The organism is Brevibacterium otitidis (assembly GCF_042429315.1).
In the GTDB taxonomy this organism is placed as follows: Bacteria; Actinomycetota; Actinomycetes; order Actinomycetales; family Brevibacteriaceae; genus Brevibacterium; species Brevibacterium otitidis.
In genome coordinates, this window is record NZ_JBHMAU010000018.1 from 15,338 (window position 1) to 29,889 (window position 14,552).

Sequence of the window (14,552 nt, forward strand, 5' to 3'; positions counted from 1 at the left end):
AGCCCGCCTACAGGTTCCTCAGCCGCGGGCAGCGGCGCGGCCGGCGACCCGCCCGGAGAACAGGCAGCCGCCGAGGAACGTGCCCTCCAGCGAGCGGTGGCCGTGCATGCCGCCTCCGCCAAAACCGGCAGCCTCACCTGCGGCGAAGAGGCCGGAGATCGGCCGGCCAGAGGAGTCGAGGACCCGCGCGTCGAGGTCCGTGAGCAGTCCGCCGAGGGTCTTGCGGGTCAGCGTCCGCAGCCTGACGGCGATGAGCGGGCCAGCGGCTGGATCGGTCAGCCGGTGCGGGGCAGCCGTGCGCATGAGCCGATCGCCGCGGTAGCCGCGGGCATCGCGGATGGCAGCCAGCTGCGCATCCTTGCCGAAGCCGTTGGCCAGCTGCGCGTCACGGGCGGCGATGACCTCACCGATCGCTGCGGCATCGAGTGCATGGGCCGGTTCGAGCCGGGCCATCTGGTCGACGAGTTCAGGGACTGTTGCAGCTGTGAGGAAGTCCTCGCCGTGGCGCAGGAAGTCGGCCACCGGCCTGGGCGGCCCGGAGCCGAGGCGGCCGGCGAGCCTGCGGACCGAGCGCCCGGTGAGATCGGGGTTCTGCTCCGAGCCGGACAGCGCGAACTCCTTCGAGATGATCCGCTCATTCAGGATGAACCAGGAGTGCTTATGACCCCCGGAGCGCAGGTGCCCGAGGGTGCCGAGCGTGTCGAAGCCGGGGAAGTTCGGGGCCGGCAGGCGGTCACCGTCGGCATCGAGCCACAGGGAGGAGGGTCCGGGCAGGATGCGGATGCCGTGGCCGGGCCAGATCGGGTTCCAGTTCCGGATCCCCTCGACGTAGTGCCACATGCGGTCCGGGGCGTGGATGTGCGCGCCGGCAGCCTGGGCGACGGGGAACATCGACCCGTCGACGTAGGCCGGTACGCCGGTGAGCAGCGACTGCGGGGCGCGGCCCAGGCGCTGCGGCCAGGCCGCGCGCACGAGCTCGTGGTTCCCGCCGATCCCACCGGAGGCGATGATGACGGCATCGGCAGCGATCGAGAAGTCACCGACCGCCTCGGGCGTGGTGGGCCGCCCGCGCGGGGCGGGATCGGGGGCGAGCACGCGACCGGCCACTCCGGTGACGCCGGCAGGCGAGCGGGTGAGCTCGGTGACCTTGTGCCGGAAGCGGGGGATGAGCCGGCCGGTGCGCACGTGCTCCTTGGCGCTGATGAGGAACGGTTCGACGACCCCGGGCCCGGTGCCCCAGGTGATGTGGAAGCGCGGCACCGAATTGCCGTGCCCGTCGGCCCGGCCATCACCGCGCTCAGCCCAGCCGACGATGGGGAAGAGCCGATGGCTCTTGGCCGCCAGCCAGGCGCGCTTCTCACCGGCGGCGAACTCCAGGTAGGCCTCCGCCCAGCGGCGCGGCCACTCGTCGGCCTCATCGAATCCGGCAGTCGACATCCAGTCGCGGTGGGCCAGGTCGAGGGAGTCGCGGATGCCCATCCGTCGCTGCTCGGGCGAGTCGATGAGGAACAGCCCGCCGAAGGACCAATAGGCCTGCCCGCCGAGGTTGTTCTCCGACTCCTGATCGAGAAGCGTTACGGTCGACCCAGCCTCGCAGGCCTCGGTGGCGGCGACCATGCCGGCCAATCCCGAACCGATGACGACGATGTGCATGACGGCTCCCTCCCTTGCCTGGCATCAGCTTACGTGAGGCAGGTCACGCAGATGATCAGCTGCGGTGGCCCAGGCGCATCGACAGGTCCGCTGCCGCAGCCGCGCAGGCATCCCCGAGCTCGCCGATCCGGTCATCGGGCACCCGGTACAGGGGGGCAGCGACGATGATGGCTGCGACGAGTTCGCCGCGGTGATCGCGGACCCCGGCGGCGATGCCGACGACGTCTGGAGAGGTCGCGGCATGGTTGACGGCGTATCCGCGCATGCGCACCTCCTCCAGGCGTGCGGTGAGTCCTGGTTCTGGGTGCTGGCCGGTGGCCCCCGCCTCGGCGGCGAAGACCTGCACCGAGGCGGAGTCGAGGTTGGTGTAGCGGGTGCCCAGCGGCACAGTGTGCTTGATGATCTGGGTGCTGGCCACCTGCTCGACGACGACCGCCTCAGCAGCACTCCACACCGTCAGTGCGGCAGTCTCCCCGGTCGACACGCTGAGCTCGGTGAGCACGGGGAGTGCGAACCGGCGGATATCAAGGGTCGCGAGCATCGGCCCGGCGATGGCAAGCAGGCCGAGGCCGAGCCGGTACTTCTTCGAATGCGGATCCTGCTCGACGACCTCTTCGGCTTCAAGGGCGGAGAGAATGCGTGAGACAGAGGACTTGTGCAGGTCGAGGCGGGCTGCCAGCTCCGTGACACCGAGCAGCGGCTCGTCGACGGAGAAGCAGCGCAGCACTGCCAGGATGTTCGCGGTCACGGACCTGCCACGCCCGGCTGCCGGATCGGACTCTCGCATCGTCTTCCTCCTTGTCAACAGCCTAGCGGGCGCGGCAGGTCACCACTGGTCACAGAATGTTGTGCTCAGGTCCGAACGGGAACCCGGTGATGTTGCGGGCACCGTTCTCTTCGACGACGAGGATGTCGTGCTCCCGGTACCCGCCGTCAGTTGAGGGAGAGGATGTCACCGTGTTCCAGCTTGCGGGTTGTGGCCCAGTTGTGCGCCCCGTCGGTATTGATGCCGGACTGGAACCATACCCACGTGTCGCGGATCTCGGAGTCGGGGAAGGTGCGGGCGATCTCGTGGACCATCGCCGCGGTGCCGATGAGGGCGACCTCGTATTCGCTGATGCCCTCCCGGATCGCCTCGCGCACCGCGTACCCGCCGATGTCGGCGATGCGCGCGCCGTGCGTGATGACCTCGATCTCCTCAGCTGACTTCACCATCCGCTGCCGCATCGCCGCAGCACTGATGTCGACGAGCTCGGCATCGGGCAGCGCCGCTGCAAGCTTCGCATGCTGGTCGAGGGTGAGGAAGTCGTATTCGACGCTGATCCGGCGGGTGTGGATGCCGCGGGTGCGCAGCGCTTCGGTGATGCCGAAGAAGTAGTTGTCGCGTCGCCAGTCGGTGTAGACGATGTTCTCTCCGTGGCTGCGCCGCCACGGCATCCCGGCGTCGATGTTCGCACTCACCGACACCGAATCCTCCGGCGTCACCACGAGCGCATAGGAGCGGCCGAAGGAGGTGAAGAGGAAGTCGGAGTAGTACTTGATCCCGTGATACGAGGTCAGCACCACAGCGTCGCAGTCCTGCGCGGCCATGATCTGGCGCAGCCCGCCGAGCCGTCGCTCGAACTCAGCAGGGGAAAAGGTCAGCGGCACCTTCTGGCCGTTGTGCATGATCTTCAGCCGTTCGGCTGCCATGGCCTCCGCCGCCGAGGCGGGGGTCGCCTGCGGCGGATCGGCTGGGTTGGGTGCCCCGGCCGTGGTGGGAGGAGCGGCCGTGTGGGGTGCGGTGAAGGACATGTGAGTCTCCTTTCGGGCAGGATCGGGTTGGGTGTCAAGCAGTGGTGGTGCTGTGGTGGTCAGTCGTGTTCGAGCGGTTTGCGGAAGGTCTCCTTCGCCAGGGCCACGGCGATGAGGGAGACGAGCGCTGCGGTGACGAGGTACCAGGCCGGTGCGAGATCCGAGCCGCTGGCGGCGATGAGGAAGGTCGCCATGAATGGGGCTGTGCCGCCGAAGAGCGCGTTAGACAGGTTGAAGCACACCGCGAAGCCGGAGTAGCGCACGCGGGGCGGGAACTGCTCGGCAAGGAAGCTCGGCAGAGTGCCATCGTTGAGGGTCAGCAGCGCACCGAGTGCCACCTGGACGCATATGATGAGGACGAAGATTCCGGTGTCGAGCACCATGAACAGCGGCACCGTCAGCAGCATGAACAGCACCGAGGCGGAGATGAGGACCTTCTTGCGGCCGAGCCGGTCGGACAGCAGCCCGGTGAGCAGGATGAAGCCGATGTAGGTCAGCAGTGCCACAGTCGTCGAGAGGTTCGACAGGGTCGGGCTGAACTTGACAACCTCGGTGAGGTAGGTCGGCATGTAGCTCAGCAGCAGGTAGAAGCCCACGGCGTTGAGCAGCACGGCTCCGGAGGCGAGGATGAGCACCTTCCAGTGATTCTTGAACAGGTCTCCGGCTGGTGCCTTGATCGCCTCGTCCTCAGCGGCCATCTCCTTGAACACCGGGGTGTCTTCAAGCTTCGTGCGGATGTAGCGGCCGATGAGGCCCATCGGAGCGGCGAGCAGGAACGGGATCCGCCAGCCCCAGTCGGAGAGTTGATCGGGGGAGAGCACGCCGTAGAGGAGTGCGGCGATGAGTGAGCCCATGAGCAGTCCGGTCGCCGTCGAGGCCGGCACGATTGCGGCGTAGATCCCGCGGCGGTGGGGTGGGGCGTATTCGACGAGGAAGGCCGAGGCTCCGGCATACTCACCGGAGGCGGAGAAGCCCTGGACGATGCGCATGACGAGCAGCAGGAGTGGCGCCCAGAACCCGATGGTCGCATATCCGGGGACGAGGGCGATGCAGAAGGTTGCCAGCGACATGAGCAGGATCGACCAGCTCAATGCCACGCGCCGGCCGACCCGATCGCCGAGGTGACCCCAGAAGAACCCGCCGATCGGGCGGATGAGGAAGCTGATGGCGAAGAGTGCGAACGTCGAGAGCAGTGCCACCTGGCGGTCGCTTTCGGGGAAGACACCACCGCGATGGTGGTGGCGAGGTAGCCGTAGACGGCGTAGTCGAACCATTCGACGAAGTTGCCGATGAAGCTGGCGGCGATGACCCGCCGCCGGGTGGCGCGATCGACGCCGTCGGGGTAGGTGCGTCCTTGGCCGCTGAGCGTAGGCCCGTAGGCGCCCGAGGTGCTGCGCACCGGGTGCGGTCGCGTCCCTTCGGGCGCGGTGTCAGGGCTGGGGGGGCTTTCGGTTCCAAGACCATGGCTTCCTCCTTTGGAAGCAGAGAACTCATGAGTTGCATAAAATGCAACGGTGTTGCATCAACAGCACGTGTGGCGCAGGTCACGGTCAAGGATCGACGGCGGGGAGTTCCCGCTTGGCGTGGTCAGCGGTGATTGTCCTGGTGAGCGACACGACAACGGTCCGGCCTCGTCTCGGATGCCGGACCGTCTGTTGCGAGGGTGATTGAGGGGAGTGGGTCAGGAGAAGCGGCGGCCCTCATCGCGGCGGTGCGCCCAGACGGCGGCGATGATGAGCGGGACGAGCCAGCCGAGCCACACGACGACATTGAGCATGTCGACCGAGCCCTCGCCGATGAGCGCGGTAACGGCATCTCGGCCAGGGCGGGCCGGGGTGAACTCGGAGATCGCGTTGAGCCAGCCGGGCATCGCCTGCACTGGCAGGATGAGCCCGCCGACTGCGGCGAAGGGCAGGAAGGCGATCTGAGTGATCGCCACCGCGGCCTTCGGCGTGGCGAGGTAGCCGATGAGCAGACCGCCGAACAGGAACGGCAGCGCTGCCAGAATCCACGCCGGGATGAGCGCGGCCAGACGCCACCAACCCAGCTCACCGGCGACGAAGGGCTCGAGCACCGGGGTGGCGGCCATCGCGACGATGAACAGCGGCACGACGGCGATGAGCACGACGATAACCGCCACCGCCACGCGGGCGGAGAAGAACGGGCCCGGGCCGGCTGGCAGGGTGCGCAGGTAGTTCGACCATTCGGCCTTGCGCTCCTCGGCGATGCCGATCCCGTAGTTGAACAGGAAGGTGCTCACCACGCCCATGAGCCCGAGCTGGGCGACCCCGGCCAAGGCGACGGCTGCCTGCTGGTCGGCAGGCGTTCCGTCCATAAACGGCAGGAAGAAGATCGCGAAGACCATGACGGGGAAGACGGCGGCGGAGATGACGACGATTGGCACGCGCAGGGTGTCGCGGGTGCGGTAGATGAGATGCGGGAGGTAAAGAGCCGGGGCGGCGGTGGTGGGCATGGCTGCTCCTGTCGGTGCTGTCGGTCAGTGACCTGCTGTGTGGACGGCGACGGCCTCTTCGAGGCTGGCCCCGCGCACTTCGAGATCGGTGAATGGCAGGCCCTCGGCGATGAGGGCGCGGATGAAGGCGTCGGAATCGCTGCAGGTGATGACCTGCCGGGCGCCCTCACCGGGTTGGATTCCGGTGACACCGGGCAGTGCGGCGATAATCGACTCGGGGGTGTCGGGCAGCGTGACGGTGACGTGGCGCAGGTCCACAGCGGTGCGCACGCGTTCGAGCTGGTCGTCGACGATGATCTGCCCGTCGGCGAGCATGACGACCCGGTCTGCGAGGCGCTCGATCTCATCGAAGTGGTGGCTGGTGACAAGCAGGGTGCCACCGGCTGCGCTGAACGCCTGGATGCGCTGCCACACCTGCTGGCGGGATTCGACGTCGAGACCGGTCGAGGGCTCATCGAGGACGAGCATGTCGGGATTGCCGACGAGCGCGACAGCGAGCATGACGCGGCGCTTCTGCCCGCCGGAGAGCCCGCCGCACTGCTTGCCGGCCAGTGCGGTGAGGTCGAGATCGTCGAGCAGCTCACTCGCCGGTAGCGGGTTCGGGTAGTGCGCGGCGACGAAATCGAGGACCTCGCGGACCTTGAGCACCTCCGGCAGGGAGGTCGCCTGCGGGGTCACGCCCATCGTGCGCCGCGCCTCGGGTGTGCGTGGGTTGGCTCCGAAGATCGCCACGCTGCCGGCGTCAGGGGTCCGCTCACCGGTGATGAGGGAGAGCAGTGTGGACTTGCCTGCGCCGTTGGGCCCGAGGATCCCGACGGCCTCGCCGGGGGTGATGCGCAGGTTCATGCGCGAGAGCACGGTGGTGGTGCCGAAGGACTTGGCGACGTTGTCGACGGTTACAGCGGCCGGTCCCGAGGCGGTGGGCGCGTTTGTGCGCTGCAGTTGGCTGAGGGTGGGGGTCGGTGACATCAGGGGTTTCCTTCCAGGATGGTGCGCAGATTGGTCAGGTAGGTCTCATAGGCCGCACGGCCGGTGGCGGTGAGGGAGAGGTAGGTGGCCGGTGTGCGGCCTTCGATGGTCTTGGTCTGGGTGAGGTAGCCGGCTTCTTCGAGCTTGCGCAGGTGGGTGGAGAGATTCCCGGCGGTCATCGACAGGTCCTTGCGCAGGCGGGTGAAGAGCACCTCGTCACCGGCCGGCAGCCCGGCCAGGGCGGCCATGATGCGCAGGCGCGAATCAGCGTGGATGACCGGATCCAGTGCCGTCATGACCGGCCTGCTTCCCGCCAGGTGCGCCCCAGGGCGATGATACTGACGACGAGTCCAGCCAGGGATGCAGCGACGAAGACGAGCGTGAAGAGCTCCGGGCCGACCAGCAGGCTGATGATGAGGGCCACGATCGCCCCGATGCCGAATCCGAACATCGTCCGGTCGGAGAAGATGACGCCGCCCATGACGATCATGATGCCGACGCCGAATACGGCGACCGCGTTGGCCAGCCAGCCGATGACCTGCGGGTTCTGCAGATAGGTGCCCAGCTGCATGCTCACGACGATCATGACGGTGACGACGAGCGCCCAGGTGACGCCGTAGAGCGTGCCCTGCCGGGCGGCAGGGCCGCGGCGGCCTGAGGCTGCGCGCACATTGATGATGCTCGTGGCGATGAGGGCAGTCGTCATGCTGGTGGCGAAGATGATGCCGGCGATGGCTGCGGGCATGAGCCCGAAGACGTAGGCGGCGGCCATGGCGCTGTATCCGACGAGCCAGGCAACCGACCACAGCAGCGACGTGATGATCCCGGCCCGCTGCTCACGCCGGCTGATCGTGCGCTGCCCGGAGGTGGCGATCTCCAGTGCGCGACGCGGGTTGAGAGCTGGTGCGCCCTCGGCGTTGTGCGGGTTGGGGTTCTGCTGCGGCATCTGACTCATGCAAATCAGTTTGTAATACAAACTGCTTTGTGTCAACTCTCTGGATCGCCGCAGTAGGCACGCGGAGGAAAACCGCATGGTGGCGCTCAGCTGAGCAGGGGAGAATGGTGAACATGAACGAGACATACGCCCCGCACCAGACCAGCCACCAGTCCACCGACCGCACCTGGGCGATCCTGTGCCACCTCTCGCTCATCATCTCCGCGGTGCTGAGCCTCGGAATGCTGGCCTTCGTCGGCCCGCTCATCTTCTGGTTCATCTACAAGGACAAGAGCGACCTCGTCCGCAATGCGGCAGCCGGCTCCTTCAACTTCGCCGTCACCCTGGCGCTGGCGTCGATGGTCGCCTCGATCCTCGCCTTCACCGTCATCCTGCTGCCGGCAGCCTGGATCATCTGGGCAGTCATCTACATCGTCAGCATCGTCATCCCGATCATCGCGGCGATGGCCGCCTCCCGCTACCAGAAGTACCGCTACCCGCTGACCCTTCCGCTGCTGCGCTGACAGACGCACGGCACACAACCAGGGACTGGAGCTGATCACAGCTTCAGCCCCCGATTGGGCTACGGCAGGTCTCTCATCTCGCGGCGACGCGGGTGATGTGGTCGGCTGCCACTGCAGCACCGGGTCGGAGGCCGCGCAGCCGCCGCCCATGGGAGGCGGCATTCTCACGCACAGCGCTGTCCGTCAGCAGTGACGTGATCGCAGTCGCCAGCCTGCGCGGACGCGCCGAAGGCCGCATGCGCATTCCCAACCTGCGAGCGCGCAGCACATCACCGATTCCGGCTTCATCAGAGACCGGGTTGACCGGCAGCACGAGAACCGGGATGCCGTGGGCGAGCGCCTTGAGGGTCGTCGAATGACCGCCATGCCCGATGAGCAGATCCATCTGCGGCATCAGCGCGGCGTGATCGAGCCAGCCGTGCACCTCGACATTGCCCGCGCCCTTGAGTGCATCGGTGAATGCTGCATTGCCGGTGGTGACGACTGCATCGACCGGCAGGTGGGAGAGCGCTTCAATGACGCGCCGGTAGATCGGCTGCATGCCGGGCCAGTCCGTCGTCGACAGTGAGACGAGGACGCGGGGTCGGCGCCCAGATGCGCGTGGGCTCGGAGGGGACGCCTGTTCGGTCGATCCAGTCCACGTGCAGTGGCTCAGCACTGGATCGCGGCTGCCGGGGTCGAGTTCGGCATCGGTGAGCATGAGCCGTGCCGCAGCCTGATCCCAATACCTGCTCAGGCTCACACCGAACAGGTCGAGGCTCGTGGCGGCGAATGGGTGATACAGCCGAGACCAATACTTGCCGAAGGTGTGGGCGAGCACGACCTCCGGGATGCTGGAGGCGAGGGCGGCGCGCAGCGGAGTGAGCAGCAGGCAGTCGACGGCGATGACGTCCGGCTGGCTGGAGGCGATGATCGCTGCAGCGTCGTTGCGTGCATTCGGGCTGGCGGTGATTCTGGCGATCGATGCGATGCGTGTGATGCCCATTCCCGAGACGGGGCCGGCTGCGATCCCTGCCGGGAAGTGCGGCTGGACGTATGCGGACTGGCCAGCGGCCAGGCCAGCGACTTCGATATCCCAGCCTCTGTCTGCCAGCTCCTGGGCCACGGCAAGGATCGGCGGGACATTGCCCCCGAGGTCGGCGGTGAAGAAGAGTGCCTTCACTGCCACATCCTTTCGGCATCGGGTTCGGCGGGCGGAACTGGAGCGCATGCACTTGTGCTTCCTCGACTCACGTTACTGCAGCTGTGCCGGCCACCGCGGCCGAGCGAGGTCTCCACCGATGAGCAGGCCCCGACTGCACGACCGTCGAGACACCGCACACACGTGCACACGGATGAAACCCGCCCGGCCCGAAACCCGGAAGGGCGACGCGCACGATCGCCGCTGAAGCAGAAAGAAGTCTCGGGACATCGAGTGAACGATGTCCCGAGACTTCACAAATGTGGGCCCAGAGGGACTCGAACCCCCGACCCTCTCGGTGTAAACGAGATGCTCTAGCCAACTGAGCTATAGGCCCCCAGCCGGAGTCGCCTCCGACCGGACAACAGTATGCCATACGAGCAGGCCGGGAGGCGCCCAGCGGCATGGCACGGCTGTCGCACTCAGCGGTCGCGCAGTTCGCGCTTGAGGATCTTGCCCGAGGTGTTCTTCGGCAGCTCCTGAACGAAGTGCACGGCCTTGGGCACCTTGAACGGAGCCAGGCGCTCCTTGACGTGGTCGATGACCGCATCCTCGGTGATCTCGCCCTTCGGCACGACGAACGCGGTGATCGCCTCGATCCACTTGTCATCGGGCATGCCGACGACGGCCACCTCGGCAACGGCATCGAGCTCGAAGATCGCATCCTCGACCTGCCGGGAGGCCACCAGCACACCGCCGGTGTTGATGACGTCCTTGACGCGGTCGACGACCTCGATGAAGCCCTCCTCATCGGCGATGACGAGGTCACCGGAATGGAACCAGCCATCCCGCAGCGCCTCCTCGGTCGCCTCGGGCTTGTTCCAGTACTCGCGCATGAGCTGCGGCGACCGGTAGACGATCTCACCCTGCTCACCGGGGCCGACCTCCTGACCCATCGGATCGACGACCCGGGCATCGACGAAGAGGACTGGGCGCCCGGCCGAACCCGGGTGGTCGTCATGCTCCTCCGGCCGCAGCACGGAGCACAGCGGGCCGAGCTCGGACTGACCGAAGCAGTTGTAGAACCCGAGCTCCGGCAGGTGCTCCCGCAGCTTCGTCAGCACCGGTCCGGGCATGATGGAAGCGCCGTAGTAGGCGCGCTTGAGACTGGAGAGATCGCGCTCGAAGAACGCCGGCGTGTTCGCCAGCGCCACCCACACCGTCGGAGCGGCGAAGAACGAGGTGATCTTCTCCTGCTCGAAGATCTCGATGAGCTCAGCAGGCACCGGTGCTGGCACGATGATGTTGTGCGAGCCCTTGAGCAGGCTCGGAATGAGAAACACGTGCATCTGCGCGGAGTGATACATCGGCAGGGCATGGACCTGCCGGTCGGCAGCGGAGAAGTCGAGCACATCGAGGCAGCTGAGGTACTCGTGCATGAGCGAGCGATGCGTCATGACCGCACCCTTCGGTGCCGAAGTGGTGCCCGAGGTGTAGAGCAGCTGCACCGGATCGGTGTCGATGACATCGAACTCGTCATCGGCCAGCGGTGCGGTGTCGGCGGCAGTGGACACGGGCAGAAGCTCGTCCATCGTCATGCGGCGTGCGGCCTGACCGGCCTCGGTGGCCTCGACATGCTGCATGAGGTCGGCATCGGCGATGACGACCCCGGCGCCGGAGTCGGTGAGGATGTACTCCAGCTCGTCGCCCTTGAGCTGGTAGTTGACCGGCACATGGATGAGACCGGCGCGGGCAGCGGCGAGAAACACGATGAGGTAGAGGTCGGAGTTCTGGCCGTAAGCGGCGACGCGGTCGCCCTTGTTGAGGCCCAGTGCGGCAAGGTGACGGGCGACGGCAGTGATGGCGAGATCGAGCTGCGGATACGTCCACGTGCGCTCGGCGAAGGCAACGCCGACACTGCTGGCGCTGCGGCGTGCAGTCCGCGCGATCGCAGCGGAGATGGTGCTGGCATTGAGAGCAGTGATGTGATTCATAACACCGATTATGCGGCAGGGGTGATGCCGCTTCTGCACCGGGTCTCACGTGGCGGTCACGGCGGCGAATTAGCACGGACAGGCGGCTGGCGCCGAATGTTCTCAGCAGGTGAAATGTATTACGGTATCCGCATGGGCTCACCTCGTGTTTCGGACATCACCAGCATCTGCGAGACGCTGTGGCCACCGTCCTACGCTGAGCCCTGGGACAGCGTCGGCCTCGCCGTCGGCGACCCGGCCGCGGAGGTCTCACACATCCATCTGGCACTCGATCCGATGGACGCTGTCATCGACGAGGCGGCCGCCCTCGGTGCGGACTTCCTCTTCACCCATCACCCGCTGCTGCTGCGCGGCATCACCACGGTTGCCGCCGACACCCTCAAAGGCGGGGCTATCAGCCGGCTCATCCGCTCCGGCATTGCGCAGTTCAACGCCCATACGAACGCCGACTCCGTCATCGGCGGAGTCTCCGATGTGCTCGCCGAGGCCATCGGCCTTGAGGACCTCACGCCCCTCGTGCAGCACCGGGACGCGCCCGCCGGAGTCGGCCTCGGCAGGGTCGGCACCCTGCCGGAGGAGCTGAGTGTGCGTGCGCTGGCGACCCGACTGGCCGAAACCGCACCCGCCACAGCCACCGGCATCCGCATCGCCGGTGACCCCGAGGCCCGCGTGCGGCAGGTCGCGGTGCTCGGGGGAGCAGGCGACTCCCTCTTCGCGGAGGTCCGCGCCACCGGAGCCGAGGTGTACATCACCTCGGATCTGCGCCACCACCCGGCCACCGAGGCCAGGGACACCGCCCACCGACGCGCCCCGAGCACTCCCCACCTCATCGACATCTCCCACTGGGCGGCTGAGTCCATGTGGATGACCCGGGCTGCCGGGCAGCTGCGCGACCGGCTGGCTGCTGCAGGCATGGACGTCAGGGTCACGGTCTCGGAGCTTTCAACGGACCCGTGGGTGGAGCGCATCGGACAGACAGGTGAATGACATGACAGCGAAGACGACAACACTGAGCACCGAGGAGCAGCAGGCCCTCAGCGACTGGATCGACACGGCCGCACAGTCGCGCCGCACCGAGCACGAAGCACAGCAGACCGAGCTCATCGCCCGGCTGCGTCAGCTCGCAGGTGAGCACCAGGCGACCGCGGCGATGCGCAGAGAGCTCGAGGCGACGCTCGAGGCCTACCGGCGGCAGGCCGAAGAGATCGACGCCGATGTTGAAGCCCGCAGCAACCGCGTCGAGCAGATGCGTGATGCCCTCAATTCCGGCGAAGGGCTCACCAGCCGCGATCTGCTGGCACTGCAGTCCGATATCGACACCGCGATCGCAGCCAAGGGCGAACGTGAGAACGACCAGCTGGAGCTCATGAGTGAGATCGACGATCTCACCGAGCGCATCAGCACCGTCACCGAGGATCTCAACCGAATCGGCGCCACCGGCAAGCAGCTGCAGCAGCAGCGCAGCGAGCGCGGCGCTGAGCTGAGCGCGGCTGCCGAGCAGCTGGCTGCCGAGCGCAAGCAGATCGCCACTCGACTGCCCGAAGCGATCGGCGCGCGTCTGCTGCAGGCCTTCGGTGCCGGGCAGGCCACTGCCGCGCTGGTCGCAGCCGGAGCCTGCGGGGCCTGTGGCTCACAGCTGTCCGGGATGATCCTCGACCGCCTCAGCAGTCCAGGGGCGACAGCCGACTGCGAGGAGTGCGGCGCTCTGCTCCTCAAGGCCTGAGCTGCGCTCCCGAGACGCTTGAGCCTCCCGCGCTCGGGCGGCTCTCAGCCCGGCAGCGCGATCGTCAGCTCCGCCGGCTTCCGGCGCGTCGCCGGGGTCAGCTCTGCGGTGTAGTGACGGCGTGCGGCTCTCAGCAGCGCCTCTGGTGTTGCCGGCAGTGCGGCGCGGCTGCGCAGCAGGTGTCCGGCCAGCTCGCCGCGGGTGTGCTTGGCGTTGTGGGAGACGACCGTGCGCTTGCCGTCCTTCTCCGTCACCGCTGACACCGTCACGACCTGGTCGACCGGACCCGGCCACGACTTGCGGTACTCCGTCGACCGGCAGTCGAGGATGAGCTCACCGGCGAAAGCCTCATCGAGCACAGAGGCGAGCCGGGGCTTCCACCACGTGGCGAGCACCCCAACGGCGGCGAGCTTCGTCTTCATCGACAGCCGGTAGGCAGGAATCGGATCCTCAGCACCGAGAATGCCGAAGAGCGCTGAGGACACATACACCTGCGCGAGCCGCTCCCGGGCGCGGCCGCGCAGCGAGGCGGCATCCAGTGCTGCATAGAGGACCCCGGTGTAGGTCTCCAAGGCCGGCGCGCAGGGGATCTCTGTGAGCTCCGTATTGCGTGCCACGTCCTCGTGCAGCGACAGCCCGACGCCCAGCTGTGCGCAGGCATCCGGCAGAGCGGAGACCTCGGCGAGGGATTCGAGCACTTCGATGCGCGCGCCCGTCAGCTGCGGAAAGCTGAGGGAATCGAAATCGAGGACCGGACCGGAAACGGCAGGAGTCTTGCCCTCCGAGGGCGGCAGCAGAACAATCACGCCTGCCATCGTAACGACACACCCCGCTCCACCGTCGCCGAGGGGGCGGCGAGCCGGCAGATCCGGGTCGGTGGCGCCTCGGGCCGGGTGAGCCGGCAGACCCAGGGGAGTGGCGCCTCGGCAGCGGTGAACGGGATCTGTGCGGCAGGCGTACACTGGAGGCCGAGGTCAGGTCGCCAGACGGTCGCGGCAGCAGATGCTGACGAGGAACGTCCGGGCTCCATAGAGCACGGCGGTGGGTAACGCCCACCCGGGGCAACTCGCGGGACAGTGCCACAGAAAGCAGACCGCCGGCCATCGGCCGGTAAGGGTGAAAGGGTGGTGTAAGAGACCACCGGGTGCCAGGTGACTGGGACCGCACGGTAAACCCCGCCGGGAGCAAGATCGCACAGACAGCGCCTGACGGCTGCTCGCTGAAGCTGTCGGGTGGATCGCTTGAGGGCACCGGCAACGGTGCTCCTAGACAGATGACCGTCACGCAGACCGGGGCGACCCGCCTGCGGACAGAACCCGGCGTACAGGCGGCCTGACCTCCCCGTCTTTGCAGTCCTTTATACATTTG

Annotated in this window: 12 protein-coding genes, 1 tRNA gene, 1 other RNA gene and 2 pseudogenes; 4 read left to right on the plus strand and 12 right to left on the minus strand. The window is 67.2% G+C overall.

Going from position 1 to position 14,552, the window contains the following annotated elements:
- Positions 1-18: 18 nt before the first annotated feature.
- The 8 genes and pseudogenes from ACFFN1_RS01495 to ACFFN1_RS01530 all read right to left on the minus strand — a co-directional run bounded on the left by ACFFN1_RS01495 (position 19) and on the right by ACFFN1_RS01530 (position 7,844).
- Entirely contained in the window at positions 19-1,653 is a 1,635-nt protein-coding gene (locus tag ACFFN1_RS01495) for an FAD-binding dehydrogenase (RefSeq protein WP_376837932.1), read from the minus strand.
- Positions 1,654-1,708: 55 nt separating this feature from the next.
- Complete coding sequence (locus tag ACFFN1_RS01500) at positions 1,709-2,440, minus strand: IclR family transcriptional regulator (protein WP_376837935.1); 732 nt, start codon at positions 2,438-2,440, stop codon at positions 1,709-1,711.
- Between the two features lie 149 nt (positions 2,441-2,589).
- Positions 2,590-3,345: pseudogene (locus ACFFN1_RS01505) on the minus strand (aminopeptidase P family N-terminal domain-containing protein); the annotation flags it as partial.
- 161 nt (positions 3,346-3,506) lie between these two features.
- Positions 3,507-4,753 (minus strand): annotated as a pseudogene (locus ACFFN1_RS01510) (MFS transporter).
- A gap of 375 nt (positions 4,754-5,128) precedes the next feature.
- Positions 5,129-5,920, minus strand: coding sequence for an ABC transporter permease (locus tag ACFFN1_RS01515; protein ID WP_376837937.1), 792 nt, complete (start codon positions 5,918-5,920; stop codon positions 5,129-5,131).
- A 24-nt stretch (positions 5,921-5,944) separates the two neighbouring features.
- Complete coding sequence (locus ACFFN1_RS01520) at positions 5,945-6,889, minus strand: ABC transporter ATP-binding protein (protein ID WP_376837939.1); 945 nt, start codon at positions 6,887-6,889, stop codon at positions 5,945-5,947.
- Entirely contained in the window at positions 6,889-7,185 is a 297-nt protein-coding gene (locus ACFFN1_RS01525; RefSeq protein ID WP_191726325.1) for a transcriptional regulator, read from the minus strand. The genes ACFFN1_RS01520 and ACFFN1_RS01525 overlap by 1 nt, the downstream gene beginning before the upstream one ends.
- A complete protein-coding gene (locus tag ACFFN1_RS01530; RefSeq protein WP_376837941.1) occupies positions 7,182-7,844 on the minus strand; it encodes a hypothetical protein in 663 nt (220 codons plus the stop codon). Before ACFFN1_RS01530 ends, ACFFN1_RS01525 begins: the two co-directional genes overlap by 4 nt.
- Positions 7,845-7,957: 113 nt before the next feature.
- On the opposite strand from ACFFN1_RS01530, the gene ACFFN1_RS01535 reads away from it, so the two are divergent.
- On the plus strand, positions 7,958-8,347 hold the full coding sequence (locus ACFFN1_RS01535) for a DUF4870 domain-containing protein (RefSeq protein ID WP_102160702.1): 390 nt from the start codon (positions 7,958-7,960) through the stop codon (positions 8,345-8,347).
- A gap of 73 nt (positions 8,348-8,420) precedes the next feature.
- Here ACFFN1_RS01535 and ACFFN1_RS01540 read toward each other — a convergent pair whose 3' ends face one another.
- The 3 genes from ACFFN1_RS01540 to ACFFN1_RS01550 form a co-directional block, all read right to left on the minus strand.
- Entirely contained in the window at positions 8,421-9,509 is a 1,089-nt protein-coding gene (locus ACFFN1_RS01540; RefSeq protein WP_376837943.1) for a glycosyltransferase, read from the minus strand.
- Positions 9,510-9,790: 281 nt separating this feature from the next.
- Positions 9,791-9,864, minus strand: a tRNA-Val gene (locus ACFFN1_RS01545).
- Between the two features lie 85 nt (positions 9,865-9,949).
- Entirely contained in the window at positions 9,950-11,461 is a 1,512-nt protein-coding gene (locus ACFFN1_RS01550) for a fatty acyl-CoA synthetase (protein ID WP_376837946.1), read from the minus strand.
- 132 nt (positions 11,462-11,593) lie between these two features.
- Between ACFFN1_RS01550 and ACFFN1_RS01555 the strand changes: the two genes are divergently transcribed.
- Both ACFFN1_RS01555 and ACFFN1_RS01560 read left to right on the plus strand, forming a co-directional pair.
- The gene (locus ACFFN1_RS01555) at positions 11,594-12,448 is read left to right on the plus strand and encodes a Nif3-like dinuclear metal center hexameric protein (protein ID WP_376837948.1); all 855 of its coding nucleotides are present in this window, start codon (positions 11,594-11,596) and stop codon (positions 12,446-12,448) included.
- A gap of 1 nt (position 12,449) precedes the next feature.
- A complete protein-coding gene (locus ACFFN1_RS01560; RefSeq protein ID WP_376837950.1) occupies positions 12,450-13,184 on the plus strand; it encodes a zinc ribbon domain-containing protein in 735 nt (244 codons plus the stop codon).
- Between the two features lie 44 nt (positions 13,185-13,228).
- On the opposite strand, the gene ACFFN1_RS01565 is transcribed toward ACFFN1_RS01560, so the two are convergent.
- Positions 13,229-13,990, minus strand: a complete 762-nt coding sequence (locus ACFFN1_RS01565) for a YaaA family protein (RefSeq protein WP_376837951.1) — start codon at positions 13,988-13,990, stop codon at positions 13,229-13,231.
- 168 nt (positions 13,991-14,158) lie between these two features.
- On the opposite strand from ACFFN1_RS01565, the gene rnpB reads away from it, so the two are divergent.
- Positions 14,159-14,524: RNase P RNA component class A (gene rnpB / locus ACFFN1_RS01570), an RNA gene on the plus strand.
- Positions 14,525-14,552: the final 28 nt, after the last annotated feature.